Here is a 25,968-nt window from a genome sequence, read left to right on the forward strand (position 1 = left end):
ATGGACATTGCGAACGTCATAGCCGTTGTTACGGGTGGTGCTTCAGGATTAGGAGAGGCTGCCGTCAGAAAGATCGCAGCTGGCGGAGGCAGGGCAGTAATTGCAGATCTTAATGCAGACAAAGGGAGAAAGTTAGCGGAAGAGTTAGGGGAACAAGTACTCTTTCAAGAGGTCGACGTTACTTCAGAAACGGATGTTGCATACACACTCGAAGCAGCAGCCGATAAATTTGGTCCTGTAAATACAGTGGTTAATTGTGCAGGAATTGTAATTGCAGAAAAAGTATCCGGCAGAGATGGACCACATGCTTACGAGAGCTTTTCTAAAGTCATTGAAGTGAACCTGCTTGGCACTTTTAACGTGATTCGGTTAGCTGCGGACAGCATGAAAAACAACCCGGCAAATAGCGATGGAGAACGCGGTGTCATGATTAATACGGCTTCTATAGCTGCCTTTGAAGGACAGATAGGACAAGCGGCTTACAGTGCCTCAAAAGGAGGCGTGGCCAGTATGACCCTTCCCATTTCGAGAGAACTCGCTCGTTATGGTATACGGGTAATGACTATCGCACCTGGAGTATTTGAAACCCCGATGTTCAGCGTGCTGCCGGAATCCGCAAAAGAAACGCTTGGGAAGATGACTCCGTTCCCGAATCGTCTTGGCAAACCAGACGAATACGGGAAATTAGTGATAAGTATTTTGGATAACCCAATGCTTAATGGGGAGGTGATCCGTCTCGACGGAGCAATACGTATGCAGCCGAAATAACTGTCTTGGGTGAGAGGTCATGTCTTGTGTCAAATCATACAAAGGAGTCGATTTTAAAAAATGGGACCAACTTTAAGAAGTATGTTTGAGCAAACGGTGGCAAAATATCCAGAAAAAGAAGCGTTAGTCGATAGCCGTATCGGTCAAAGGTGGACCTATTACCAGTGGAACTTGGAGGTGAATAAACTCGCCAATGCTCTGTCAGCAAACGGCATTAAAAAAGGCGATAAAGTATCTACCCTTCTGTTCAATACAGCTGAGTTTGCCACTACTCTCTTCGCCTGCATGAAAATAGGGGCGATTTTTAACCCGATTAATTTCAGGCTTTCTGCCAAAGAAGTTGAATTTATCGTCAAGGATGCCAAGCCAAAATTACTGATCTTTGAAAAAGCAACAGCGGAGAGAGTAAAGCCTCTGGCGAAAGAAGCATCGTTTATTCAGTACTGGTCTATTGACGAACACGACCTCGACTATGCAGTAAATTATTATGACCAAATTGATCAAGTGTCTAATAAGCGTCCGGATTGCGATCTGGATGAGGATGATATCTATTCCATTATGTACACGTCAGGAACAACCGGATCTCCTAAAGGAGTGATCCATACCCATCGTGACATGATGGACCAAGCCCTGATTATGACAGCTTCGATGAGACTTACTAAGAAAGACATCGGCTTATCCGTCGCTCCTATGTTTCACTGTGCAGAGCTTCATTGTGCATTTCTTCCGAGAGTATTAATCGGAGGTACCACAGTCATCTTACATCATTTTGAAGCGGATAAAGTTATCGAGACGGTAAGAGAAGAGCAAGTGACCACGTTCTTTGCAGCTCCAACGATGTGGAATATGATGCTGCAGGAAGACTTTACGAAAGAAGATTTCCAGACGCTTCGCCAAGGATTATATGGTGGAGCACCGATGGCCCCAGCCTTAACGACACGTCTGCATGAAGCGATCGGTATACAGCTTCTTCAGGCGTATGGAATGACGGAGATGGGTCCGGCTATTACAGTCTTATCTGAAGACGAGCAGCTTGAAAAAGCGGGTTCAGCCGGACGGCCGCTTATGAACCATGAAGTCAGAGTCGTTCGTACGAGGGAGGGGTGGCCTTCTGAACCAGATGATACTTGTCAACAAGGAGAGCTCGGAGAAATAATCGTACGGGGACCGAGTATGATGCCGGGGTATTATAACCGGCCGGAGGCTTCCCAGGAAGCTTTGTTCAAAGGATGGTACCATACTGGAGATATCGGTACCTTTGATCAAGACGGCTACTTATGGGTGCGCGACAGACTTAAGGACATGATCATTTCCGGAGGAGAAAATATTTATTCAAGGGAGGTGGAAGATACCCTCTTCGACCACCCGGGGGTTCTCGATGTAGCAGTAGTCGGTGAACCCGATGAAACCTGGGGGGAAAAGGTAACGGCCTATATTGTTAAAAAAGATGAAAATTTAAATGAGCAGATCCTTGATGAATTTTGCAAATCAGAAGAGCGGCTTGCCAGGTACAAACGGCCGCGCCATTACAAATTCGTTAATGAATTGCCGAGAAATGCCAGCGGCAAACTGCAAAAGTTTAAATTGCGTGAAAAAGCCACCCATATATTAGAATGACTCCATCAAAAACTGCGAATGGATATTTATCCGTTCGCAGTTTTTTTATCGTTCCGACATTTTTCAAATTTATTTCCCGGGCAATATTCGACAAATTTCATGAAAGGAACCATTTTTTTATTTGCTCGACAGGCTGTTGTTTTCTAACACGGTCATAATCCTTAAAAGGGCATCCACGCTGACGAATCCGCGCAATTGTATTTAGAATCGTAAATGATTCAGGAGATAAATCCTCCGTTAATTCCTCCCAAAATAATGGGGCTGCAACGGTGGCTTTTTCGGTGGCCCGTGCTGAATAAGGAGCCACAATCGTTTTTCCTTCTGCGTGTTGAATATAATCCAAATACAACCGATTTCCCCGATTTTTCTTCAAACGCTCAATCGTAAATATATCGGGCTTTTCCTTTACTAAGAGCCGGGCAATAGCTTCGGTAAAACCCCTTGTTTCCTCGTAGGTAAGCGCCCCTTCTTCAATGGGAATATGCAGCTGCATCCCTTTATTTCCAGAGGTTTTAACAAAGCTTATCATGTCAAGTTGATCCATCAAATGTTTAATCAGTTGTGCAGCGGTGACAGCCAGGCTGAATTCGCTTCTGCTTGGAGGGTCTAGATCAAAGACAATTTCATCTGGGTAGGAGGAAGAAACCTTTTGAAAAGGAATATGAAACTCGAGAGCACCGTGATTTCCCATCCATAATAACGAGGAAAGGTCGTTGCATAACATGAATTGTTCCCCATCATTCTCCCAGGATTCAATGAACTCAGGAGCATAGTCCGGTCTATGCTTTTGAAAAAAAGAATGTTCACCAATACCGTCAGGATAACGAATCAGCGTGACTTTTTTCTGCTTTAGAAATGAAAGCTGATAAGGAGCAATATGCCTTAGGTAGATCAAGTAGTCTCTTTTCGTAACCCTCGGCCAAAGCTCTTTTTCTAATTTAGAAGCTCCGATTTCCTCAGGAATCACAGCTAAATCAAAGTCTCTTTTTTCGACAGTGCAGTCATCAGGTTCGAGGTCAAAACGAAACTGTGAAAATACTGGTTCGCGGAGTTCCCCATTTTCAGCCCCCAGACAGTGAACATCAGCACAAATGCTCGGTGCAAGCTCCCACTTTTTCCCTCGTTGGGTTCCATGTTTTTTAAAAAATGTACGCAGCGTCTGAGACTGTTCTGATTCGATACCGTTTTTAACGGATCCAAGCGGAACACGCTGCCCTTTGTCCCATATTTCCATGTGATAGTAGCTGTTTTGGGGATCAAATCTTGTTAAAAACCCAGACACATCTTTCCAAAGCTTTGTCTTGATCCATTGTTTCGTCCGATGGCCAGGTTCATAACGGCTCTGTTTATGCTTAGCAATGATTCCTTCCGACAGGTGCAGGGAAGCAATCTTGTGGATTTCCTCTGAATCGTCGTAGGTTTCTACATATTGAATGCGGGAAGAGGGGAAGGATTTCAAAAACGAGGCTAGCTGCTTTTTTCTCTTTTTGTAAGGATGGTCGTTATCGGTAAGGAAATCAAAAGCCATATACGTAGCAGGGCGGCTTTGTGACGCAGCAATAATCTTATCATGATTCTGTAAACGTCCTCTTTGCTGGAGTCGTGCAAAGTTTGCTTGATAGGGGTTGTTCAAAATGACCAGCTCCCCGTCCAGCGTTAGTGGCAGATGAGTATGGTTAAAACGAGCGGCTGCTTCAATAATTTCAGGAAATTGCGCAGATAAATCCTTGCCATTCCGGCTGATCAACCGGCAGTCACTTTCCGTGCAAAATAAAAGGGCGCGGTATCCATCATATTTAATTTCATAAAGCCAGTCCTTTCCTTCCGGGACATCATCTGACATCGTTAACAGCATCGGCTTAATCAAGGTGGCTTCCTCCTTTTCATTCTTAGTTTATATCAGTCAATCCCTTTTAGTCATATTTGCTGTCATTTAACAAAAGCTAAAGAAAAAGGAGGAGCTATAGCTATGCACACTATGTGGAAAGGGTCTATCAGCTTTGGGTTAGTAAATATCCCGATCAAGCTGCATGCGGCCACTGAAAATAAAGATATTAAGCTAAGACAGCTTCATAAAGAATGCCAATCCCCAATCGAATATAAGAAAAGGTGCCCCGTTTGTGAACGAGAGGTCGAGCGAGATGAAATTGTGAAGGCGTATGAATATGCCAAAAACAAGTTTGTCGTGCTTGATGACGAAGATTTAAAAGCATTAAAGAAGGAACAGGAAGACAAAGCCGTGGAGATTCTTGATTTTGTAAAATTAGAAGAAATTGACCCTATCTATTTTGAGAACAGCTACTTTATTTCTCCCAATGATGGAGGATCGAAGGCTTATGGACTGCTTCGGCAAGCTCTTGAAGACACTGGGAAAATCGGAATCGCAAAAATTATCATTCGTTCAAAGGAACAATTAGCGATTGTCCGGGTGTACGAAAACACACTCTTAATGGAGACGATTCATTTCCCTGATGAAGTGAGGAATGTACAGGATGTACCTAATGTTCCTGAAAATACGGAGCTAAGCAAAAAAGAACTCACCACAGCGATATCATTAATTGACCAGTTAACTGCTGAGTTCGACCCAGATAAATACCAGGATGAATACCGGACAGCTTTAATGGAGCTCATTGAAGCGAAACGGAACAACGAAGAAATCACTACTGCAAAAGTGAAGCCGAAGCAAGCCAATGTCACTGATTTGATGGAGGCATTGGAAAAATCACTGGAATCAACGAAAGGAAACAAAAAGAAAACAACAAAGCGAAAAACAGTGTCCAAAACAAAGAAAAAGACATCTTAAACTGGGATAGTCAAAACGAGCGTGCAGTCATTCAGTATTTTGGGCTGTACGCTGTTCCTGCCAGTTTCTCATCCCGAACCAGTCGTGTAAAAACGTGATGATCGACACATTTGAAGGATATACGAGTCTGTCCTTGTATTTAAAAGGATTTTGCAGTACTCTCCAATATTTCCAAGCGATAGTCTCATATGCCCATTGTTTTCTTTTTTTGGTGGTATACCCGTGTTGAAGAATCATATGGACAAGCGTACCATTAGTAATCGATTCAAATAACAAGGTTGTCTATGCCGAGGAGGATTTAGAATTTATGTGTGGGATATTTGTTTCCATGGGTGAAATAGAAGAGAAAGAAATGGATGAAGTATTAGACTTGCTTTATCACCGGGGGCCGGACGAAGGGAAATCCGTTGTGCTGGATAATGTGAAGCTCGGCCACCGCCGTTTGTCTATTATTGGATTAGAAGACGGGATCCAACCGATTCATAATGAAAAAAAGGATCAATGGATCGTTTGCAATGGTGAAATCTACAATTATTCATCCATTAAGGAGCAATTACAGAGTGAAACAAATTTCCTAACTCATTCTGACAGTGAAGTTGCTCTTAAACTTGTGGAAACTCAAGGGGCAGAAGCGATCGATCAGCTGGACGGAATGTTTGCTTTTTTTATTGCTGATCAAAGAAATAACAGTTTTATCGTTGCCCGGGATACGTTAGGGATCAAGCCCTTATATTATGGAAGAGATGAACAAGGAAAATATGTCTTTTCGTCTGAATTAAAGGCGATCTACAGGTTTGTAGAAGAAGCCCATGAGTTCCCTCATGGCCATTACTTTACTCCAGAATCAGGTTTTGTCTGCTACCGCAAAATAGCAGAACCTGAACATGAATATAGTACAGATCAACTTTCTGATGTGAACCATCAGATCCGTCAGACCCTTGAAATTGCCGTTCAAAAACGGCTTGTCGCAGATGTAGAAGTAGGTGTACTGCTCAGTGGAGGACTGGACAGTAGTTTGATCGCTGCTATAGCAAAGAAATATCACAAGGGGCCATTTCCGCTCAAATCCTTCTGTGTAGGAGCTGAGGGCAGTGCGGACGTACGAAATGCACGAATCGTTGCTGAAGCACTCGGAACTGAGCATTATGAATACATTTACACTGAAGAGGAATTGATCGAGGCCGTATCTGATGTTATATACCATCTCGAATCATATGAACCCTCATTAGTAAGAAGTGCCATTCCCAATTATTTTGTATCGAAGCTCGCAGCCCAGCATGTGAAGGTCATACTGTCTGGTGAAGGAGCGGACGAACTGTTTGCTGGATACGCCTATATGGAAAAGTACCAGGAGACAGCGGATCTTAACCAGGAAATTATTCGGATCTTAAATACGCTTCACCATGTCAACCTGCAGCGTGCGGATCGAATGAGCATGGCGCATTCCCTTGAATTGCGTGTTCCTTTCCTTGATCTGGACGTCGTGGAGAACGCATTGAAGATTCCAGCTGGATTAAAGATTCACAAAGAGGAGCGCATGGAAAAATGGCTCTTAAGAAAATCTTTTGACGGAGAACTTCCTGATGAGGTCCTCTGGAGGAAGAAGGCGGAATTCTCTGAAGGAAGCGGAGCGCTGGATTTATTGGATCAGTATGCTGAGAAAAACATTTCGGATGATGAAATGCAGGCGCTTCAGTCTAAAGCCCCTATTGATATTCGTTCCAAACAGGAAGCTTTTTATTATAAAATTTTTACTCACCATTTTAAAGATCCGGCCATGCTTGAAACTGTCGGACGCTGGGCGACAGCCTAGTCTTATGAAACTGCCAGGGCTTTACAGCTCTGGCAGTTTTCTTTATGGTTGGAGCGTTAGAAATTCTCCCCGTTTCTTTTCTTCCCTGCAGAAATTGAATTATAATTAAGGAAATCGATCTTTTTTTCGATTTTTTTATCAGAAAAATCTGAATAATAAGTTCATATACTTGACTAAAGGAGGAATTTGATGGTACAGCTGGTCCCACGCGACCTTTGGAAAGCAAAAAAAAGAATTTCTTCACTCGCTTCCTATACACCGCTTTTGTACTCGGAGCCCTTATCACGACAGTTGGAATCCCATATTTATTTGAAGCTGGAGAATGACCAGCCAACAGGTGCGTTTAAACTGCGAGGAGCTGCAAACAAGATTTTATCCTTATCGGATAAAGAAAAAAAGCAAGGAATCGCTACTTTTTCAACAGGGAATCACGGGATTGCTGTAGCTTATGTTGGACAGCAGATGGGGATTAAAGCGACCGTATGTATTTCCAACCGCGTTCCTCAAGAAAAAGTGAACCGTTTGAAGCGGTTAGGAGCAGAAGTGAAAATTGTGGGCAGTAGTCAGGATGACGCAGAAGAATACTGTTATCAGCTGGAAAAAGAGCAGGGAATCAATATCATCAAACCTTTTGATGATTTAGAAATTATTGCCGGACAGGGAACAATTGGATTAGAGCTGATGGAGCAATGTCCGGACTTAGAGCAAGTGATTGTCCCTCTGTCAGGAGGAGGTCTGCTTTCAGGAGTCGGGTTCGCTTTAAAGAATATTGATCCCTCTATTCAAGTCACAGGCGTGTCTATGGAGCAATCCGCCGTTATGTATGAAAGCCTGAAGCAAGGCAGTCCTATCGTTATGCAGGAGGCAGAAACGCTGGCAGATAGTCTTCTAGGTGGTTTAGGACGGAGCAACCAATATACTTTTACAATGACAAGGGAGTATATGGATGAAGGGGTTCTAGTTCCAGAAACCTCGATTGCCCGCGGCATGTTAACACTAATGGATCTTCATAAGATGGTTGTTGAAGGAGCGGCGGCTGCTGGAATAGGATGGCTGCTGGAACAGAAATCATTAAGGAATCAGCATATCGCTGTAATTGTAAGCGGCAATAATGTCGATCACCAGACCATCGAGCAGGTGATTAAGACTAGTTAACCTATAGGGGTGAGAACATGGGGATCACAGTGGAGAGAATTTTGCAGCTGCCGGTCTTGGAAAAAGCCAAAATTCTGGCAGGAAAATCGATCAAAGATGAAAAAGCGGTAGAGTGGATATCGGTTATCGAAACTCCTGTAGAGAACTTTGTGCGGAGAAATGAGTTTGTTCTCAGTACAGGTATCGGCTGCGGAGACGACCCGATTTGCCTCGAAGAATACGTAAAAGATGTCATTCATTCCGGAGCGTCTGCTCTTGCGTTTGCGACAGGAAGATACATTTACAAAGTACCCGATCGGATTGAACAATTAGCTGAACAGAATGATCTGGTCGTCATTGAGATCCCTTGGGAAGTGAGGTTTGGTGATGTAATTCAGGAAGTACTGCGCGAAATAAGTAAAGAAAAAGAAGAAGAACAACAACAGGCGGAAGAACTGCGGCAGGAACTAATTAATTGTGTTCTCAATGGAAAAGGACTACAGGAAATTACGACGATTTTGTATGAAAACACAAAAATTCCTGTTGCCATCAGTGACCATAATAAAGTCATCCGGGCCAATCATCATTTTGATAAACGGTTAATTGATATTTTAAACGGAGAGGTGAACGGAGAGTATGAACTTGTTCCTCCAATCCCTTTTAGTGAACATCCTTTATATCATTATATTGAAAAATACCGCTTTAAAGAGGAAGAATGTTATCAATTAACCATTCTATCGAATTATAAAAAGCAAGGATATTTGTTGTTTAAACCTGCAGATGACCGGGAGTTAAGCTGGGTTGTGCTGAATATTCTCGAGCATGCGTTAACCGCATGCGCCCTTTATTTTGTCAAAGAAAATGCCATCGAGATGACGGAAATCCGCTTAAAGGATAATTTCTTACTTGATTTAGCTAAATCCGGAGTAGAGATCGATGACCATTTATTATCAAAAGCTCAATTGCTCGGCTATGATTTGAACCGTCCGTACATTTGTCTTGTCGGAAACATTCGATTTAAGAAAAAAGTGGATGCCCATATCGGTTCAGTGGACCACCCGGTGAAATCTTCTTCCATGCACAGCAGGAACTATTATATTCAAAAAGAAGTTACTCACGCAGGAGATGTGTTAAACCGTAGAACGATGACGACGTTTGAAAATGGGGAAGTGATTGTCTATTTAGAAGCTGATTCTCACCCCTATGCGGAAACGGCTAATCAGTTTTTAGACTTAGTAGAGCGGCGGTTGAATGAATTGCTGGCCGGGATTGTTATTTCCTGGGGAATATCTCTTCACAAAGAGGGAATTTACACTTTTTATCAAAGCTATGATGAAGCCGTAACCGCATTAAATATTGGGCGTCAGCAGCATGAAGAAGGGGAACGTACATTTTTCAGTGATACGAAGATGAACCGGCTGTTAATGCGGCTTTCTCATGATAAAGGGGTAGAAGGCATCGTGGAAGACACCCTGGCGCAGCTGATCGACTACGATCAAAGACGGCAGACGGACTTAATTCATACGTTTATTATTTATAATAAATACAACAGCAATGTCAGTCAGACCGCCCGTGCCCTTAATCTTCACCGGCAGTCTTTGCTGCACAGGCTGAGGAATATCGAACAATTAACAGGGCTGTCTCTCTTAAATGCGGATGATTTATTTCTGTTAGAGTTAAGCGTACGATTATGGATGCTGAAAAAAGTTAAGGAATGAGCGTCTCTCTGTTGGGAAACGCTCTTTTTTATTGATCAGGAATTTCTTCCACGACGGTTTCCCCAGCAGATACAATTTTCTGCAGAGCAATTTTCCATCGATCTAATTCCGGCTGGTAACTGATCGACTCTACTGCAAATGCTTCTTTGGCAGACTGGTTAAGGTCAAGCGCCTTCTTTAACGCTTCCTGCTGCGTCAAATCAGTTTCTTCATTCCTTGAGACATCTACCTTTTTCACCTTTCCTCCCTCTGCCTGTTCAGGATAAGATTCCTGCACAGGACCTTCCAGCCATACCTTAACCTTATACCCCTCCCATTCCTTCTCCGGAACTTGTGCCACCCAAACCGCTCTGGGATTGCTGTTTGATTTTGAACTTGGCGACTCCGTAATTAAAATCCTGTCTTCTTTTTGGTCGGTCACAAAACCAGTGATAGGAGTGGATTCTTCTTTCGCGTCAGTCTGACATCCTGCTAATAAAGTGATCATTCCAAATAAAATGGATAATCGATTCATCTTCATGCAAATTCCTCCCTGCCTGTCTATTTATTTAGTCGTTGAGAGTTTGAAATGGTTACAAAGTGACAGCTGGTGCCTTCTTTGTTAAGATGAAAATACCAAGTGAATAACCATGCAAAACTACTAGGGGGGCCTGAACGGGCTGAGAGGAAAGCAATGAAGCTTTCCGACTCTTACAAACCTGATCTGGTTAAGACCAGCGGAGGGAAGTAGTAAATCGACTTTTACGATATACGCTGCCTTTTCAAAACCAGATTCTTTTTGAATCTGGTTTTTTTTCGTCTTGTCCCTTAGAAAGGGAGGTAAATGACAATGAAAACCCGCACGTTAACTAGGATGGCTGTGCTGGCAGCTATCGGGACCCTTGGTTCTCAGTGGCTGTGGTTTCCAGCAGGTATTGCAAAAGCCTATCCTGTTCAGCACGCTGTTAATGTGATTGCGGCGGTTACACTTGGCCCGCTGCCGGCTGTCGGTATCGCATTTGTAATCGGAGTATTAAGGAATCTGTTGGGGATCGGTACTTTGCTTGCTTTCCCTGGGGCAATGATTGGAGCATTCCTTTCAGGCATTCTTTACCGGCTGTTTCAAAGGCCGATTTACAGCGCGCTTGGGGAAGTCATGGGCACAGGTTTAATCGGTTCTTTAGTATCTGTACCTTATGCCCACGTCCTTATGGGAAGCGCTGGAGGAGCTTTTGTTTTTCTCCCTTCCTTTTTAATCAGCAGCTTTACGGGAGCATTAATCGGCTGGTTTCTTGTCGTACGCATGAAGCCAAGTCGTGCGTTACCAACATTCTAATCTATTGGAAACTACTAGGGGCGCGATGATTCGCTGAGATAAGGCTGATCAAGCCTTTGTCCCTTACTACCTGATCTGGATTATGCCAGCGGAGGAAAGTAGTCATATCTCTCCAAATCTCTCCACTAGTAGCTTCCGAACTTTATGAAGGAGGCCATATTTGTGACATTTACAGAATTACTAAGAAAAGAAAATAATGATTTATTCGAAGCAATTTTTGATCATCCATTTGTTAGAGGGCTTGGCGAAGGGAATCTTCCTGCTGAGTCCATTGCCCATTATGTAAAAGCAGATTATGAATACTTGAATGCTTTCATGCAAATTTATGGAACAGCGATCTCCAAGTCTTCCGCCCGGGAGGATATCCTATTTTATAACGAACAAATTAATTTTGTCTTAAACAGCGAAATCCACCCTCACCGTAACCTTTGTGAGGTTATCGGAATTCGCTATGAAGACCTTCAAGGATACGCTCTGCCTCCTACAGCAGATCATTATGTGAAGCATATGCTTTATCATGCTCATTACGGAGACTTAAGTGAAATTTTAGCAGCTCAGCTTCCTTGTCCATGGACGTATTTGGAAATCGGTAAGCATCTGCGTGACCGCTTCCAGCCTGGCGAAGATCATCCTTTTTCCCCTTGGATTCACTTTTATGCAGATGGGGAAATGGAAGAGTTAACGGACCATTTGCGCAGCCGGCTGGATGAGTTAGCAGAAAACGTGTCTGAAGCTAAGGAAGCCAGGTTGAAAGATGCCTTCCGCAAGAGCTGCCAGTTAGAATGGGCCTTCTGGGATATGGCTTATAATTGTGAGCAATGGCCTTCCGAAAAGGTGGTGGTAAAATGAGAATTCCTTGTTCTTTAACGATTGCCGGTACTGATCCCAGCGGCGGGGCTGGGATACAAGCCGATTTAAAAACTTTTCAGGAAATAAAGAGTTACGGGATGTCCGTTATAACCTCTGTTGTTGCCCAAAACACGACAGGCGTACAAGCGGTACATCACCTGCCGGTTGAAATATTGAGAAATCAGCTTGAGTCCATCTCATCGGATATGCCCATTCACGCGTTTAAAACGGGGATGATCGCCAGTAAGGAAATGATGAAAGCTATTGCTGATTGGATCCCCGAAGTTTCCGCTCCTTATGTCATGGATCCGGTGATGGTTGCACAAAGTGGGGATCCGCTCATTGAGGAGGAGTCGAGAACGTGGTTGAGAGACCAGTTGCTTCCTTTTGCCTCAGTCGTAACCCCAAACATTCCAGAAGCAGAGGATTTGCTTGGGAAAAAAATTGAAACGACCGAAGATATGCAAATCGCGGCTGAAGAAATTGTGACGAAGCTGGGAGCCGGTGCTTCTCTTGTTAAAGGGGGCCATTTAAACGGGAAAGCGGTCGATTTCCTATTTGACGGCGATAAGATTCATTCCTTTTCAGCAGAAAGAATAGAGACAAAAAACCTTCATGGAACCGGCTGTACGTATTCTGCAGCGATTACCGCTTATTTAAGCCAAGACTGTGATCTTGTTCAGGCGGTTGATCAATCGAAACACTTTGTTACTGCAGCTATCCGCTCTTCCTTTAATATTGGTTCAGGAAGCGGACCAACTAATCATTGGGCTATTCGTGAGGAGGCAGGTCATAAATGAATGAGATTGTACAGAAAGTAAGAGCGCAGGAACCTTTGATTCATAACTTAACAAATGCAGTAGTGATGAATTTTAGCGCAAATGGGCTGCTTGCTTTTGGAGCTTCCCCGATTATGGCAAATGCTAAAGAAGATGCAGCAGATGTGGCAAAGCTTTCAAATGGGGTGCTTATCAATATCGGCACTTTGACTGAAGCCCAGCTTGAAGCCATGATAGAAGCTGGTAAGGCTGCAAATGAAGCAGGCATCCCGGTCGTGATTGATCCAGTTGGTGTAGCCGCAACCAATTTTAGAACCGAGGCTTTTCAAAGAATCGTAGAGCAGGTTCACCCCGATGTGATCAAGGGGAATGCAGGTGAGCTTGCTCATCTAGTCGGAATCGAGCTGGAAACCAAAGGTGTCGATGCAGTTGGCGAGGGGAACAGTCAGGAAATTGCCGGAAAAGTAGCCGTACACTTTCAAACGATAGCCGTCTTAACTGGAAAAGTCGACACGGTAAGTGATGGAAAGCAGACCCTTACGAATGAGACAGGCCATGCTTTGCTTTCTAAAGTGACAGGCGCGGGCTGCCTGCTCGGATCAATTATTACAGCCTGTCTCTCCGTTGAAGGAGAGAATTTAGAGAAGGCTTATGCCGCTGTGAAATATTACGGTATGGCAGCTGCGTATGCTGCTTCTCAAAGCGGTGTGAACGGACCTGGTACATTTCTTCCGCAATTTTTGGATGCGCTGACTATGGAACCGGATACTCTAGAGAAGGGACTAATGTAAATGGACCTTTCCTTGAGGCTTAGAAAGTATTTAGTCATGGGCAGCCAGGACTGTTCAAGAAATCCTGAAGAAATTTTACGAGAGGCGATTGCTGGCGGAATTACAGCTTTTCAATTCCGTGAAAAAGGCCCCCATTCGCTTCAAGGAGAAGAAAAAATAGAACTGGGGTTAAAGCTAAGGGCTCTCTGCCAAAAGCATGACGTATTGTTCATCGTGAATGATGACGTCGAATTAATCCATGCATTACAAGCGGATGGTATTCATGTAGGACAGGACGACCAGAGCGTGAACGACCTGCGGCCGAAATATCCGGATCTCATTATTGGGCTTTCTGTGTCCAATGATGAAGAAGTAGAAAAAAGTCCAGTTGAATTAGTCGACTATCTAGGGGCAGGGCCTGTGTTTCCAACTACGACCAAGCATGATGCAAGCCCGGTTGTCGGAACAAGCTGGCTGGAGAGCCTTAGAAGTTCTCATCCTCATCTTCCTCTTGTAGGAATAGGGGGCATCACTGTCGAAAACGCCCGTTTTGTAATAAATGCGGGAGCAGATGGTGTAGCCGTAGTATCAGCCATAACGAAAGCTGCAAATGTGAAAGAAGCTGTAGAGAATCTATGAAAAAGATGCGATCTAATCAAAGATCGCATCTTTAGATTGTCGAACTGTCAGACAGTTTTTTTGAGGCAAATACAAGTACAACTGAATTGGATTCGCCTTAGTATTGACTGGCATCAAGAAGCTTACTTTACTGTGTTTTTCATCCCTGTGGAAGTATCTCATGATAATAAGAGTTGGAACTTGCTTTTCTTTTGAATTCTAATTGCTTAAGCTTTTGAGATAAGAGGATGAAAGTTTCTATTTTGTAAAAAGGGAAGGGAAACGAGAGACTCTTATGGGAACAAAAAGACAGGGAAAGGCTCCGGAAGCCGCAGGCTGAGGAGACTTGCCGTCGCCCATGGAAAGCGAGCGTTTCCCTGACCCTTTTCTTCTTATCAATATTCAGAACCATTGGTGGTTTTATAATTTTCTTACCGTTCATTGGTCGTCTTTAGTTGGGATGCTTTTCATCATGTCCCAGCGCTCTATTGATTCAGGAGGAAGCGGGAATGGATTCGTCTGGTCCCAGCGTAGGAACGTCTAAATCGACCGTATCTGGATATTTTATCCCAGCTCCAGTGTTTAGAACCACTACCGATTCTCCTTTTTTAATCCAATCTTCCTCTCTTAATTTCCGGGCAGCAGCAAAGCAGGCGGCTCCTTCCGGGCATATAAACGTACCTTCTTTTTCAGCTGCCAGTTTTTGTTCTTGTAAAAGAGCGGAGTCATCCACTGAAACAGCACAGCCTTCTGTTTCGTAAACAGCATCCAGCACAAGAAAATCTCCAATTGCTTTAGGGACGTTGATGCCAAAAGCAACCGTCTCTGAGTTTTCCCAAAAGCTGGACTCACGTCTGCCTTCCTTCCATGCTTCGACAATCGGGGCACATCCTGAAGACTGAACGGCGACTAATCGGGGAAGCTTATCATTTTTCAGCCAGCCGAGCGCTTGAAGCTCCTTAAAGGCTTTATACACCCCAATCAGGCCGACTCCTCCCCCTGTAGGGTAGAGAAGGACATCTGGAAGCTCCCAATTTAATTGCTCTGCAATTTCAAGACCCATCGTTTTTTTTCCTTCAATCCGGTACGGCTCTTTGAGAGTGGATACATCATAGATTCCGCGTTCTTTTACAGCCTGGCTGACAATTTTTCCTGCATCACTGATCAGGCCGTCCACAAGAAACAAATCGGCCCCTGAAACTGCACATTCATTGCGGGTGATTTTAGGCGCGTCAATCGGCATGACGATCGTTGATTTAATATTTGCTCTTGCTGCATATAAAGACCACGCAGCTCCTGCATTTCCGTTTGTTGGCATAGCGATCTCCTCAACCCCAAGTTCCTTCGCTTTAGAAACGCCTACAGCAGCCCCTCTTGCTTTAAATGCCCCTGTTGGAATCACTCCTTCATCTTTCAAAAACAGCGGTTCAATTCCTATTTCCTTACTCAGTGAGGAGAGTCTAATCAATGGTGTCATCCCTTCACCGAGTGTAACTACGTGGGCTTTGTTTTGAACGGGAAGCAGCTCATGATAGCGCCATAAGTCAGGAGCTCTCGTAGTTAAATCTTCTTTTAACCAATCGGTTTTAAGAGAAGAAAGGTCGTAACCGACGAGCAAAGGAGATCCGCACGCTTCACACAAATGTTGTGGTTCATCACAAGAATAGACGATCGAGCACTTTGGACAGGACAAGTGAGATACATAGCTATACTTCATGTTCATCCCCTTAATTAAGTATATTTTCTTCCATCCTATCATACTCGGCTGCTGACTTGGGAAAGCCTGTTTCGCTGCGGACACGCTAATTTGTATAAAACGTCTCTTAAAAAATTCATACACTTTTTACATTACATTCATAAATTTCGTTGAATACAATGAAAGTACCATTATTTTAATATTCAGATAAATGGTAGGAGGGGGAATAACAATGGTGCTTCCTTTTGATATTTTAGAATATCATCAGCGACTTAAAGAGACCAAAGAGCGTATGGAGGAAAAAGGAATCGAAGTACTGCTCATCACAGATCCGGCAAACATGAATTACCTTTCCGGCTATGATGCCTGGTCTTTTTATGTACACCAGATGATGGTAATTATTGTCGATGAACCACAGCCACTTTGGATCGGAAGGTTTCAGGATGCCAATGGAGCCCGCGCCACCACTTGGATCTATGATGAAAATGTGATTGCTTACCCAGATTATTATGTTCATTCGACGACCTACCACCCGATGGATTTTATTGCGGAGATTCTTTCGCAAATAGGACAGGGGAACCGGAATATTGCGGTGGAAATGGACCACTATTATTTCACGGGCATGGCCTTGGAACGGTTAAAAAGAGGGCTGCCAAACGCCGCTTTTCACGATGGAACCCTGATCGTAAATCAAGTGAGAATTGTGAAATCAGACCAGGAAATTGAATATATGAGACGGGCTGCTAAAATAGCAGACCTCGCGATGGCCAAAGGTGTTCAAAGTATAAGCCCTGGAGTTCGCGAATGCGATACAGCGGCTGAAATTTATTATCACTTAGTAAAAGGAACCCCTGAACATGGGGGCGAGTACCCAGCGATTGTCCCTCTTTTACCAACTGGTGACCAGACGTCCATTCCCCACTTAACTTGGACAGAACGGCCTTTTGTGGAAGGGAATGCGGTCATTGTAGAGCTGGCAGGCTGCTACAAACGTTATCATGTGCCACTGGCACGAACCGTGTCTATCGGCCAACCTGGCGAAAAGCTGCAATATTTGGCTCCTGTTGTTTTAGAAGGAATCCAAAACGTTCTTACAGCTGCAAAGCCAGGGGTCACGTGCAGTGACTTAGAAGAAGTATGGCGCAAGAGTATTAAGAAATACGGTTTTGAAAAGGAATCGAGATTAGGCTATTCTGTCGGTTTAAATTACCCGCCGGACTGGGGTGAGCATACCGCGAGCATCCGCAAAGGAGATACCACAGTGTTAAAGCAGAATATGACTTTTCACCTGATTCCGGCTTTGTGGTTTGATACGGACGGCATAGAAATAAGCTCGACATTCAGGGTTACAGATAGAGGCTGCGAAAAATTTACTACCTATCCAGAGGAGTTAATCGTTCGCGACCATCTGGATTTAAGCGGACAAATCAGTTAAAGAGGAGGTGGCTGAGATGCACCTTTTTAACAGGGATCAAATTGAAAAAGTCGTGCAGTTAAATAAAGAAGTGATTCAAGTTATTGAGGATGCCTTTACAGCATTACAGACTAAATCTGTCCAAATGCCACCGATTATGAGAGTGGATGTCCCTGAGCATAACGGAGAGGTGGACATTAAATCCGCTTATATCAGCGGGTATGACAGCTTTGCCGTGAAGCTTTCCTCCGGATTTTTTAATAACCCGCAAAAGGGACTGCCAAGTGCAAATGGACTAATGATCCTTCTTAGCTCAGAAACAGGGATGCCTAAGGCTGTGCTTGCAGATAACGGGTTGCTGACGGATATTCGTACTGCTGCTGCTGGAGCTGTTGCCGCCAGACATTTGAGCAGGAAAGATAGTAAAACTGCGGGAGTCATTGGGGCAGGAGCCCAGGCCCGTTTACAGCTGGAAGCCCTCATGCAAGTGCGTTCCATTGAACGGGTGCTTGTGTTTGGAAGGAGACAGGAGCAGGCAGATGTCTATAAAGAGGATATGGAACGGAAGCTTGGGGTGGACGTGATCGTTTGCCGTTCACCTGAAACTGTGGTTACTGAAAGCGATATTGTGATGACCACTACACCGGCTAAAGAACCCATTATAAAAGCAGAATGGATGCATCCCGGACTTCATATCACGGCCATGGGGTCTGATGCTGAACACAAACAGGAGCTTGAAGCGAAAGCAGTTCTTTCAGCTGATCTGTTTACGTGTGATGTGAAATCCCAGTCGTTAAGACTTGGAGAGATGCGGATGGTCCATGAAAATGATAAAGCGATACAGCAGGCTTTGGAATTAGGTGAAATCACCAGTGGACAAAAACAAGGGCGTTCGAATAGCGAACAAATAACCATCTGTGATCTAACAGGAACGGGAGTTCAGGATACTGCGATCGCACGATTTGCTTTCGAACTTTTAGATTCTAAAGGGGGCGTATATCGATGAAAGAGACAAAGTTTGGTACAAAATCAATTTGGGCTGGCGAGAAGGATTCTTTAGCATTTGGAGCTACTCAAGTTCCAGTTGTGCACAGTGTTTCCTTTGGTTATGAAGATATGGATGAATGGTATGAAGTGGCAATAGGAAATAAACCAGGACATATTTATGGCAGAAACACAAACCCTACCGTCCAGGCATTTGAAGAAAAAGTCCGAATCCTGGAGAATGCGGAAGCTTCAACGAGCTTTTCAACGGGAATGGCTGCGATCAGCAACACCCTCGGTACGCTGCTGTTTCCTGGTGACCGTGTCGTGTCCATCAAAGATACGTATGGCGGAACCAATAAAATTTTTACTGAGTTTCTTCCTAAACAGCAAATAGAAGTTATGCTTTGCGATACAGGGGATCATGAAGCGATCGAACGGGAAATAGCGAAAGGCTGTAAAGTTCTCTATTTGGAAAGCCCTACGAACCCAACAGTTAAGATTACAGACATTAAGCGCATGGCTAAAGCAGGCAAATCCGTCGGTGCCACTGTAATTGTTGATAACACATTTGCAACCCCAGTCAACCAGAATCCAATTGAGCTCGGGGCAGATTTAGTTATTCATAGTGCAACCAAGTTCCTTGGCGGTCATGCAGACGCCCTCGGCGGGGTTGTTTGCGGCAGCAAAGAGCTTGTTGAGGCGGTGTATCATTACCGTGAAATCAATGGAGCGACGCTGGACCCTATGGCTGCTTATCTGCTCCTCCGCGGGATGAAAACGCTGAAGCTTAGAGTCGAGCAGCAAAATAAAAATGCTCAGGAAATCGCAGAGTATCTAAAAGGTTTTGAGCTTGTAGAAGGTGTTTATTATCCAGGTCTGCCTGATCATCCAAATCATGATATTGCGAAGACACAGATGAAAGGCTTCGGCGGCGTCCTCAGTTTCGCTGTGCGAGGAGGAGTAGAAACCGTGCGTCAATTCCTTCCGCAATTACAGTTCGCCAACCGGGCAGCAAACCTGGGCTCAGTAGAAACGGTTGTTGGCCCGTCGCGAACTACAAGCCACGTGGAATGTACACCGGCAGAAAGGGCGGCTATGGGAATTCCGGAAGGGCTGATTCGTTATTCAGCAGGCATCGAGGATATTGAAGACTTAAAGCAGGATCTTCATCAGGCTTTTCAAGCGATTCATACAACCGTTCAAAGTTAGGAGTGGTAGACTGATGACGATCAAAGTGACGGACTTAGCTTCCCAGGTCGAAGACTTATATCCAAAGCTTGTGGAACTGCGGCGTCATTTTCACAGCTTCCCTGAATTGAGCTTTTCAGAAAGAATGACCAGCGAAAAGATTCTTCTTGAGCTAAAAGCACTGGACGCTTTTGAAATAGAAAGCGGAGTCGGAGGGCACGGAATTATAGCCACCTTGAATATGGGGGAAGGTCCAATCATCGGCCTTAGAGCTGATATGGATGCTTTACCGATCCAGGAACAGTCCAAAGAGTCCTTTACTTCGCGGCATCCAGGAGTGATGCATGCCTGTGGTCATGATGCTCATATGGCCATTCTATTAGGAACGGCAAAATTACTTGCTGAAGCAGCCCATTCGGAGTTTCTTCAAGGCACCGTTAAGCTGATCTTCCAGCCGGCCGAAGAAGATTGTGATGAAAAAGGCGATACTGGAGCAGTAAAGATGTTAAACTCCGGAAAACTTGAAAGGTTAGACCGTGTTTTAGCCCTTCATATGTGCCCGTGGAGAGAAACAGGAAGCATCCAGATTCATGACGGCCCAAGCATGGCCAATAATGATAATTTCGAACTCGCGATTAACGGAAGCGGGGGGCATGCAGGCTATCCTCAGCATGTTACTGACCCTGTGTGGATCTCAACGTTTATTCTGCAGGCATTGTACAGCTTAAACAGCCGGAAAGTGAACCCACTCGACGTTGGCACACTTAGTGTTGGGGAGATCCACGCCGGCCATTCAAATAATGTGATTCCTCACACAGTGAACATCAAGGGGACGATGCGTTCCTACACTAGTGAGGTTCGGGAATTGCTTGTTCAAGAGCTCAAACAGACGGCCCAAATTGTAACAACGATGGGAGGAAGTTTTGAGCTGGATATTCAAAAGGGAGAACCTGCTCTTGTTAATCACCCGGAAATCAACCAAGTGATTAGAAAAGCTGCTGAAGGGTTGAGGATCGTCGAGGAACCCTTTGGCATGGGAAGTGAAGACTTCAGCCACATGACAGCAAAATATCCTGGTGCACTGTTTTTTCTTGGATGCGGCTTAGATCCAGAAAGAAGTCTGCACCACCCTGAATTTGATATAGATGAACGGGCCATGGTTCACGGAGTAACGATTTTTATGAAGAGTATCCAACACCTCTTATGGAAAGGAGAGTGAGTCCGAATGGCTGCAAAAATTGCCTTTATTGGCTTTGGTGGCGTCGGCCAGGCATTAGCGGAAATTCTGGAAGAACGGAGGGAGGATTTAAATAATAAACACGGACTTGAAACGGTGGTCGTTGCAGTAGCAGATATGAAAAAAGGTGCGGTGTACGACCCGGGTGGCTTAGAGATAACTGAACTTCTCCGTTGTGTTCGCGAAGAGGGAAGCGTAGAAGCTTATTCAGACGGAGCGCATACGGTGAAAGGAATGACCAGCCTTGAAACCATCGAAAAAACGAACGCCGATATTATTGTTGAAGTCACTTTTACGGATGTAAAAACGGGAGAACCTGCTATTTCACACTGTCGCACTGCTTTTAAGCACCAAAAAAGCGTGATTACAACAAATAAAGGACCGATCGCGCTTGCTTATCAGGAACTTGCGGAAATGGCAGCTGATCACGGAGTTTATTTTGGATTTGAAGGAACGGTCATGAGCGGGACACCTGCCTTACGTATGCCAAAGATTGCGCTTGCTGGAAATGAAATCACCGAGATTAAAGGAATTCTAAATGGTACGACCAATTACATTTTGACAGAAATGGAAAAAGGGCATTCTTATGAAGAAGCCTTAAGCGAAGCTCAAAAGCTTGGTTATGCCGAAGCTGATCCTACAAGTGATGTGGAAGGGTTTGATGCCCGCTATAAAACCGCCATCTTAGCCAATTATATAATGGGCGTTCCTCTTTCTCATACTGAAGTGGAATGTGCCGGAATTACCAACTTAACTGTAGATGACGTGCAGCAGGCTCTTAAAGAAGGGGCGAAATGGAAGTTGCTGTCCAGAGTCACGCTTAGTAATGGTCAAGTGTCAGCAAGTGTAAAACCAGAGAAATTGGCGGCTGATGATCCACTCGCTGCGGTAACAGGGTCAACCAATGCCATTCTTTATGACTGTGATTTAGCAGGACCGATTATGCTCACAGGGGCTGGAGCAGGGCTGAAAGAAACCGGTTATTCCCTGCTTATTGATTTGATTCATTTTCAGAAGCAGAACAGCTTTGCGAAAATCTGAGGAGGGGTCTTATGCATACAAAAGTAAAAGCCGTTAAAATGTTGCTGGCTGGAAAATGGGTACATGCTGAAGATACGTTCGAAGTGTGTAATCCTCAGAATAACCAGCCGATTGCAACGGTTCCTTTGGCCTCAAAGAAAGAGATGATTACGGCTATAGAAAAAGCAGATGAGGCTTTTCGCAATACCGAAGTATGGCCGACTCATGAACGCATTAAGGTGTTGAATAAAGTAGCCGCTTATATGAAGGAGCATGCAGAGACTTTTGCCCAAACCATTGCCTCCGAAGGAAGCAAGACGATTAATGAAGCACGCGGAGAAGTTAAAAGAGCAGCACAAACCATTCAAATCAGTGCAGAAGAAGCAAGAAGGCTGAATGGTGAAACCATTAATTTTGACCAGAATGAAGGAAGTGAAAATAGAGTAGGGTATCATTACAGATTTCCTGTAGGTGTTATAGGGGCAATCACCCCTTTTAACGACCCGCTCAACCTAGTGGCTCACAAAATAGGTCCGGCTATCGCAGCTGGTAATGCGATTGTTGTAAAACCAGCTTCGGTTACACCGTTGAGTGCCTTATTGCTGGCAGAAGCTTTTGTTGAAGCAGGTCTGCCCGAAGGATTTTTGTCAGTAATTACAGGTTCGGGAAGAGAAATTGGGGAAGAACTCGTCACTCATCCAGCTGTTCAAGTCATTTCTTTTACCGGCGGACCAAATGCAGGGGAAAAAATCACTCAAAAGGCCGGAACGAAAAAAGTGAGTATGGAACTGGGATCAAATTCCCCAGTGATCGTATTAAAAGACGCGGACCTTCACGATGCTGTGCAATCTTGTGTGTCAGGAGCCTTTTCAGCTGTAGGGCAGAATTGTATTGGAGTACAGCGGATTTATGTTGAAGAAGAGCTTTATTCTTCCTTTCTGGATACGTTTGTCAGCCGCACGGAAGAATTAAATGTTGGAGATAAGATGGATGAATTGACTGATATCGGGCCGATGATTAATGAAACAGAAGCCGAACGGGTGGAAGAATGGGTGGAAGAAGCCGTTTCAACCGGTGCAAAAGTTGAAACTGGTGGAAAACGGAGCGGTGCCTTTTATTCCCCTACTGTATTAACGGGTGTAGCGGAAACTGCAAAAATTTCAAAAGAAGAAATTTTTGGACCGGTCGTATTAATTGAATCCGTATCTGACTTGAGAGAGGCCGTCCAAAAATCAAATAACGTCGATTACGGATTGCAGGCGGGGATTTTTACAGCTGACATCAATCATGCTTTCTATGCCATTAAGCATATGGATGTTGGAGGCATTATGATTAATGACAGCAGTGATTATCGGATTGATGCGATGCCTTTCGGTGGTACGAAACGGTCGGGTATCGGCAGAGAAGGTATCCAATATGCCATGAATACGATGACAGAGCAAAAAGTCGTATGCTTCCGATTACAAGAAAATATGCTGTAACCAATGGGACGCTTCGGCGTCCTTTCTTATTGGAAACAAAGCTAGATATTTACATCCTGACTTTTTTCGTGAAAAATTGGAAAGATCCTTATAGGATAAGTTCGTCACGAAAGTAAATATTAAATGTGATGAATTCCTAAGGAGGAAGTACAACATGAAAAAAGGACTATTTTCGATCCTTTCCTTAGTGTTTATGGTAAGTGTCTTAGCAGCTTGTAACACCAATGAAGGTGCTATGGATCGTGGAAAATACGATTATAATCAAGTCAACTATGGACCTCAAAACCAAGGAAAGCCAGGTCAGTACAGTGATCGCCAGCAGGGGTATATTCAGCGGATTATCCCTGGGCAGAATCGTTTTGATGCAAACATTCCATATGAAGGATTAAATCCTAATGGAACGACTCAAACGCCGAACCAGTTTGATCAAGCGGAGCAATATGATAAAAATGGTGACCAAGTCAATACAAATGAAAACCGTGTCGATCAAGTCAATGGTGCTTTTCAAGAGCAAGTTGTCCAATTAACGAACAAAGCTCGTAAAAAACAAGGGCTTGACCCATTAAAAATTGATCCGGAAGTCGCTAAAGTAGCCCAAAAGAAAACAGATGATATGGCTAAGAAGAATTATTTCTCCCATACGTCTCCGACTTACGGTTCACCATTCCAAATGCTAAAACAATTTGGAGTCGATTATCGTACAGCTGCGGAAAATATCGCTGCAGGACAGCAGACACCAGATCAAGTAGTAAAAGGCTGGCTGAACAGCCCGGGACACCGTAAAAATATCATGAATAAAAACTTAACCCATATTGGAGTAGGTTATTCCGAAGATGGTTCATACTGGTCCCAAATGTTTATAGGCAAATAAAAAGCAGGGCGCATGTTGCGTCTTGCTTTTCTATCTTAAAATTCATGAGCTGAGAAAAAATGAGAAACATAAGAAAGGCGCATTTGGAAGGGGAGTATGGTTATGAAGCCGATGAAAGTAATCCTAGTTATACTTATGATCACCCAATTGTTAACTCCCTTTTCAGCGGAAGCTAAAGAAGGAGGTCATCTTGTTGCGATCGGCGATTCAATTCCTTATGGATATAATTTAACTGTGGATAATAAAATGCCTTCAGGTGCGGCGTTTCCCTACTTAATAGGTAACAAAGCTGGACTTGAAGTGACAAACCTAGGAATACCCGGTCTTACTTCTAAAGAATTGCTCCAAGCGGTAAAAACAAATAAGGTTTTCCGTGAAACCATTAGAGACGCAGACTACGTGCTCGTATATATTGGAGGAAATGATTTACTTAATGTAGTCAAAAAGAACAAAGGCTTAAAAAATGTAACGGTTGAAGAAATTGCTCCAGTCATCAGAGACTTACTTTTTAATGTATACGGCACGATTTTGACCCTCGATAAACTCACGGATGCCAAAATCATTGTATACAACATATACAATCCATATCCTGCTGCGGGAGATAAGTTAAATACGCCGTTAAGCTACATCAACAAGCAGTATGCCTCTTTAGTTGAATTATTAAGTCATTTTACTGAAGTAAAGCTTGTGAACGCATATAAGGCTTTTAAAGGTCATCCGGAATATATTCTCCCTAAAGATGTGCACCCAACATCGGAAGGGCAGAAGGTATTAGCCAGAATTGGGTTGAGGGCTTTGCATAGCTGAAAATGAATTCAGTGTTATAATACTCTTAACAACTTTAAGGTTAGGAGGATAACTAATGATACGGTTTGGAATCATCGGGACAAATACTATTACAGAAAAACTCTTAGAAGCTGCAAGTACGATGGAAGAGTTTAAGCTTACCGCTGTTTACTCACGGACGGAGGAAAAGGCGAAGACGTTTGCCAGGAAATATGGAGCTGAATTCACATTTACATCCGTGGAGGAATTTGCCAATAGTGACAGCATTGATGCAGTTTATATTGCCAGTCCCAACGCATTTCATGCAGAACAGGCAGTGACCTGTATGAGCCGAGGAAAACATGTCCTATGTGAGAAGCCGCTTGCTTCCAACCAACAGGAAGCTGCTGTAATGATGAAAGCTGCGAAAGAACACAAGGTGGTGTTGATGGAAGCAGTTAAATCAACGCTTCATCCAGGATTTATTTTTGTTCAGGAGAACTTACATAAGCTTGGAAAGATCCGCCGATACGTAGGGAACTTCTGTAAATATTCTTCCCGTTATGATGCGTATAAAGAGGGAACTATACTTAATGCCTTTAATCCTAAATTTTCAAATGGGTCGCTTATGGATTTAGGGGTGTATGGAATTTATCCTATGGCCGTTCTTTTTGGGCAGCCTTCGCAAATTCAAGCAAGTGGAGTGAAGCTTGAATCTGGTGTAGATGGAGAAGGAAGTATTCTCGCTTCCTATAACGATATGGAAGCTGTCATCATGCATTCAAAAATAATAAATTCTTTTTCTGCTTCTGAAATCCAGGGAGAAAAAGGAACCATGATCATACCGAATATTTCTGAGCCGGAAGAAGTTAGCATTCAGTATACAGATGGGGAACAGGAAGAATTCTCATCTGATGGTTTACAGCATCCTATGTATTATGAAATGAAAGAATTTATTAAGATCGTCGAAGAAGGGAAAGATCAGTCACAAGTGAATTCGTTAGAAAACAGTTTGATTACGGCTCAAATCATTCAGGAGGCACGCCATCAAATTGGAATCAGCTTTCCAGCTGATCATCATACGGTTTAAAAAAGTGAGCCCGTGTTTTTGGCGTGGAAATACAC

General features: G+C 43.8%; 23 protein-coding genes and 2 riboswitches. Of the genes, 20 read left to right on the forward strand and 3 right to left on the reverse strand.

Annotated elements, in window-relative coordinates; genetic code table 11:
* On the forward strand, positions 1 to 768 hold the full coding sequence (locus MUN89_RS03815; RefSeq protein ID WP_244711543.1) for a 3-hydroxyacyl-CoA dehydrogenase: 768 nt from the start codon (positions 1 to 3) through the stop codon (positions 766 to 768).
* Positions 769 to 828: 60 nt separating this feature from the next.
* Positions 829 to 2,385 carry an o-succinylbenzoate--CoA ligase gene (gene menE / locus MUN89_RS03820; protein ID WP_244711544.1) on the forward strand — a complete coding sequence of 519 codons (1,557 nt, stop codon included), beginning with the start codon at positions 829 to 831 and terminating at the stop codon, positions 2,383 to 2,385.
* 97 nt (positions 2,386 to 2,482) lie between these two features.
* On the opposite strand, the gene MUN89_RS03825 is transcribed toward menE, so the two are convergent.
* On the reverse strand, positions 2,483 to 4,252 hold the full coding sequence (locus tag MUN89_RS03825) for a DNA ligase D (RefSeq protein WP_244711545.1): 1,770 nt from the start codon (positions 4,250 to 4,252) through the stop codon (positions 2,483 to 2,485).
* Between the two features lie 102 nt (positions 4,253 to 4,354).
* On the opposite strand from MUN89_RS03825, the gene ku reads away from it, so the two are divergent.
* The 4 genes from ku (at position 4,355) to MUN89_RS03845 (ending at position 9,853) form a co-directional block, all read left to right on the forward strand.
* Positions 4,355 to 5,188, forward strand: a complete 834-nt coding sequence (gene ku / locus MUN89_RS03830) for a non-homologous end joining protein Ku (protein ID WP_244711546.1) — start codon at positions 4,355 to 4,357, stop codon at positions 5,186 to 5,188.
* Between the two features lie 307 nt (positions 5,189 to 5,495).
* On the forward strand, positions 5,496 to 7,001 hold the full coding sequence (gene asnB, locus MUN89_RS03835; protein WP_244711548.1) for an asparagine synthase B: 1,506 nt from the start codon (positions 5,496 to 5,498) through the stop codon (positions 6,999 to 7,001).
* A gap of 189 nt (positions 7,002 to 7,190) precedes the next feature.
* Entirely contained in the window at positions 7,191 to 8,156 is a 966-nt protein-coding gene (eutB, locus tag MUN89_RS03840) for a hydroxyectoine utilization dehydratase EutB (RefSeq protein ID WP_244711550.1), read from the forward strand.
* A gap of 17 nt (positions 8,157 to 8,173) precedes the next feature.
* The gene (locus MUN89_RS03845) at positions 8,174 to 9,853 is read left to right on the forward strand and encodes a PucR family transcriptional regulator (RefSeq protein WP_244711552.1); all 1,680 of its coding nucleotides are present in this window, start codon (positions 8,174 to 8,176) and stop codon (positions 9,851 to 9,853) included.
* A gap of 28 nt (positions 9,854 to 9,881) precedes the next feature.
* Here MUN89_RS03845 and MUN89_RS03850 read toward each other — a convergent pair whose 3' ends face one another.
* Complete coding sequence (locus MUN89_RS03850; protein WP_244711554.1) at positions 9,882 to 10,373, reverse strand: DUF3221 domain-containing protein; 492 nt, start codon at positions 10,371 to 10,373, stop codon at positions 9,882 to 9,884.
* A 112-nt stretch (positions 10,374 to 10,485) separates the two neighbouring features.
* Positions 10,486 to 10,595: riboswitch (TPP riboswitch) on the forward strand.
* A gap of 87 nt (positions 10,596 to 10,682) precedes the next feature.
* Here MUN89_RS03850 and thiW point away from each other — a divergent pair.
* From thiW to thiE, 5 genes are all read left to right on the forward strand, one after another.
* A complete protein-coding gene (thiW, locus tag MUN89_RS03855) occupies positions 10,683 to 11,168 on the forward strand; it encodes an energy coupling factor transporter S component ThiW (RefSeq protein ID WP_244711556.1) in 486 nt (161 codons plus the stop codon).
* 6 nt (positions 11,169 to 11,174) lie between these two features.
* Positions 11,175 to 11,282, forward strand: a riboswitch (TPP riboswitch).
* Between the two features lie 48 nt (positions 11,283 to 11,330).
* On the forward strand, positions 11,331 to 12,017 hold the full coding sequence (tenA, locus tag MUN89_RS03860; RefSeq protein WP_244711558.1) for a thiaminase II: 687 nt from the start codon (positions 11,331 to 11,333) through the stop codon (positions 12,015 to 12,017).
* The gene (thiD, locus tag MUN89_RS03865) at positions 12,014 to 12,817 is read left to right on the forward strand and encodes a bifunctional hydroxymethylpyrimidine kinase/phosphomethylpyrimidine kinase (RefSeq protein WP_244711560.1); all 804 of its coding nucleotides are present in this window, start codon (positions 12,014 to 12,016) and stop codon (positions 12,815 to 12,817) included. The genes tenA and thiD overlap by 4 nt, the downstream gene beginning before the upstream one ends.
* Positions 12,814 to 13,587 carry a hydroxyethylthiazole kinase gene (gene thiM / locus MUN89_RS03870; RefSeq protein ID WP_244711562.1) on the forward strand — a complete coding sequence of 258 codons (774 nt, stop codon included), beginning with the start codon at positions 12,814 to 12,816 and terminating at the stop codon, positions 13,585 to 13,587. Before thiD ends, thiM begins: the two co-directional genes overlap by 4 nt.
* Positions 13,588 to 14,205, forward strand: a complete 618-nt coding sequence (gene thiE, locus MUN89_RS03875) for a thiamine phosphate synthase (protein ID WP_244711563.1) — start codon at positions 13,588 to 13,590, stop codon at positions 14,203 to 14,205.
* Between the two features lie 472 nt (positions 14,206 to 14,677).
* On the opposite strand, the gene MUN89_RS03880 is transcribed toward thiE, so the two are convergent.
* Complete coding sequence (locus MUN89_RS03880; protein ID WP_244711565.1) at positions 14,678 to 15,901, reverse strand: threonine synthase; 1,224 nt, start codon at positions 15,899 to 15,901, stop codon at positions 14,678 to 14,680.
* A gap of 211 nt (positions 15,902 to 16,112) precedes the next feature.
* Here MUN89_RS03880 and MUN89_RS03885 point away from each other — a divergent pair, with 211 nt between their 5' ends.
* From MUN89_RS03885 to MUN89_RS03925, 9 genes are all read left to right on the forward strand, one after another.
* Positions 16,113 to 17,315 carry a M24 family metallopeptidase gene (locus MUN89_RS03885; protein ID WP_244711566.1) on the forward strand — a complete coding sequence of 401 codons (1,203 nt, stop codon included), beginning with the start codon at positions 16,113 to 16,115 and terminating at the stop codon, positions 17,313 to 17,315.
* A 16-nt stretch (positions 17,316 to 17,331) separates the two neighbouring features.
* Entirely contained in the window at positions 17,332 to 18,300 is a 969-nt protein-coding gene (locus tag MUN89_RS03890) for a cyclodeaminase (RefSeq protein ID WP_244711568.1), read from the forward strand.
* Positions 18,297 to 19,490 (forward strand): cystathionine gamma-synthase family protein, encoded by a 1,194-nt coding sequence (locus MUN89_RS03895; protein ID WP_244711570.1) that lies wholly within the window; start codon positions 18,297 to 18,299, stop codon positions 19,488 to 19,490. Before MUN89_RS03890 ends, MUN89_RS03895 begins: the two co-directional genes overlap by 4 nt.
* A gap of 13 nt (positions 19,491 to 19,503) precedes the next feature.
* Positions 19,504 to 20,688 carry a M20 metallopeptidase family protein gene (locus MUN89_RS03900; protein ID WP_244711572.1) on the forward strand — a complete coding sequence of 395 codons (1,185 nt, stop codon included), beginning with the start codon at positions 19,504 to 19,506 and terminating at the stop codon, positions 20,686 to 20,688.
* Positions 20,689 to 20,694: 6 nt separating this feature from the next.
* The gene (locus MUN89_RS03905; RefSeq protein ID WP_244711574.1) at positions 20,695 to 21,747 is read left to right on the forward strand and encodes a homoserine dehydrogenase; all 1,053 of its coding nucleotides are present in this window, start codon (positions 20,695 to 20,697) and stop codon (positions 21,745 to 21,747) included.
* An 11-nt stretch (positions 21,748 to 21,758) separates the two neighbouring features.
* The gene (locus MUN89_RS03910; protein ID WP_244711576.1) at positions 21,759 to 23,207 is read left to right on the forward strand and encodes an aldehyde dehydrogenase family protein; all 1,449 of its coding nucleotides are present in this window, start codon (positions 21,759 to 21,761) and stop codon (positions 23,205 to 23,207) included.
* 154 nt (positions 23,208 to 23,361) lie between these two features.
* On the forward strand, positions 23,362 to 24,078 hold the full coding sequence (locus MUN89_RS03915; RefSeq protein ID WP_244711578.1) for a CAP domain-containing protein: 717 nt from the start codon (positions 23,362 to 23,364) through the stop codon (positions 24,076 to 24,078).
* A gap of 102 nt (positions 24,079 to 24,180) precedes the next feature.
* Positions 24,181 to 24,885 carry a GDSL-type esterase/lipase family protein gene (locus MUN89_RS03920; RefSeq protein ID WP_244711579.1) on the forward strand — a complete coding sequence of 235 codons (705 nt, stop codon included), beginning with the start codon at positions 24,181 to 24,183 and terminating at the stop codon, positions 24,883 to 24,885.
* A 55-nt stretch (positions 24,886 to 24,940) separates the two neighbouring features.
* Positions 24,941 to 25,933: a Gfo/Idh/MocA family protein gene (locus MUN89_RS03925; protein WP_244711581.1), complete on the forward strand. Its 993-nt coding sequence runs from the start codon at positions 24,941 to 24,943 to the stop codon at positions 25,931 to 25,933.
* Positions 25,934 to 25,968: the final 35 nt, after the last annotated feature.

It is taken from the genome of Halobacillus salinarum, assembly GCF_022919095.1.
GTDB lineage: Bacteria > Bacillota > Bacilli > Bacillales > Halobacillaceae > Halobacillus_B > Halobacillus_B salinarum.

Coding starts and splice junctions, on each gene's coding strand:
- MUN89_RS03815 (WP_244711543.1), top strand. CDS start 1: ATGGACATTGCGAACGTCATAGCCGTTGTTACGGGTGGTGCTTCAGGA.
- menE (WP_244711544.1), top strand. CDS start 829: ATGGGACCAACTTTAAGAAGTATGTTTGAGCAAACGGTGGCAAAATAT.
- ku (WP_244711546.1), top strand. CDS start 4,355: ATGCACACTATGTGGAAAGGGTCTATCAGCTTTGGGTTAGTAAATATC.
- asnB (WP_244711548.1), top strand. CDS start 5,496: ATGTGTGGGATATTTGTTTCCATGGGTGAAATAGAAGAGAAAGAAATG.
- eutB (WP_244711550.1), top strand. CDS start 7,191: ATGGTACAGCTGGTCCCACGCGACCTTTGGAAAGCAAAAAAAAGAATT.
- MUN89_RS03845 (WP_244711552.1), top strand. CDS start 8,174: ATGGGGATCACAGTGGAGAGAATTTTGCAGCTGCCGGTCTTGGAAAAA.
- MUN89_RS03850 (WP_244711554.1), bottom strand. CDS start 10,373: ATGAAGATGAATCGATTATCCATTTTATTTGGAATGATCACTTTATTA.
- thiW (WP_244711556.1), top strand. CDS start 10,683: ATGAAAACCCGCACGTTAACTAGGATGGCTGTGCTGGCAGCTATCGGG.
- thiD (WP_244711560.1), top strand. CDS start 12,014: ATGAGAATTCCTTGTTCTTTAACGATTGCCGGTACTGATCCCAGCGGC.
- thiM (WP_244711562.1), top strand. CDS start 12,814: ATGAATGAGATTGTACAGAAAGTAAGAGCGCAGGAACCTTTGATTCAT.
- thiE (WP_244711563.1), top strand. CDS start 13,588: ATGGACCTTTCCTTGAGGCTTAGAAAGTATTTAGTCATGGGCAGCCAG.
- MUN89_RS03880 (WP_244711565.1), bottom strand. CDS start 15,901: ATGAAGTATAGCTATGTATCTCACTTGTCCTGTCCAAAGTGCTCGATC.
- MUN89_RS03885 (WP_244711566.1), top strand. CDS start 16,113: ATGGTGCTTCCTTTTGATATTTTAGAATATCATCAGCGACTTAAAGAG.
- MUN89_RS03890 (WP_244711568.1), top strand. CDS start 17,332: ATGCACCTTTTTAACAGGGATCAAATTGAAAAAGTCGTGCAGTTAAAT.
- MUN89_RS03895 (WP_244711570.1), top strand. CDS start 18,297: ATGAAAGAGACAAAGTTTGGTACAAAATCAATTTGGGCTGGCGAGAAG.
- MUN89_RS03900 (WP_244711572.1), top strand. CDS start 19,504: ATGACGATCAAAGTGACGGACTTAGCTTCCCAGGTCGAAGACTTATAT.
- MUN89_RS03905 (WP_244711574.1), top strand. CDS start 20,695: ATGGCTGCAAAAATTGCCTTTATTGGCTTTGGTGGCGTCGGCCAGGCA.
- MUN89_RS03910 (WP_244711576.1), top strand. CDS start 21,759: ATGCATACAAAAGTAAAAGCCGTTAAAATGTTGCTGGCTGGAAAATGG.
- MUN89_RS03915 (WP_244711578.1), top strand. CDS start 23,362: ATGAAAAAAGGACTATTTTCGATCCTTTCCTTAGTGTTTATGGTAAGT.
- MUN89_RS03920 (WP_244711579.1), top strand. CDS start 24,181: ATGAAGCCGATGAAAGTAATCCTAGTTATACTTATGATCACCCAATTG.
- MUN89_RS03925 (WP_244711581.1), top strand. CDS start 24,941: ATGATACGGTTTGGAATCATCGGGACAAATACTATTACAGAAAAACTC.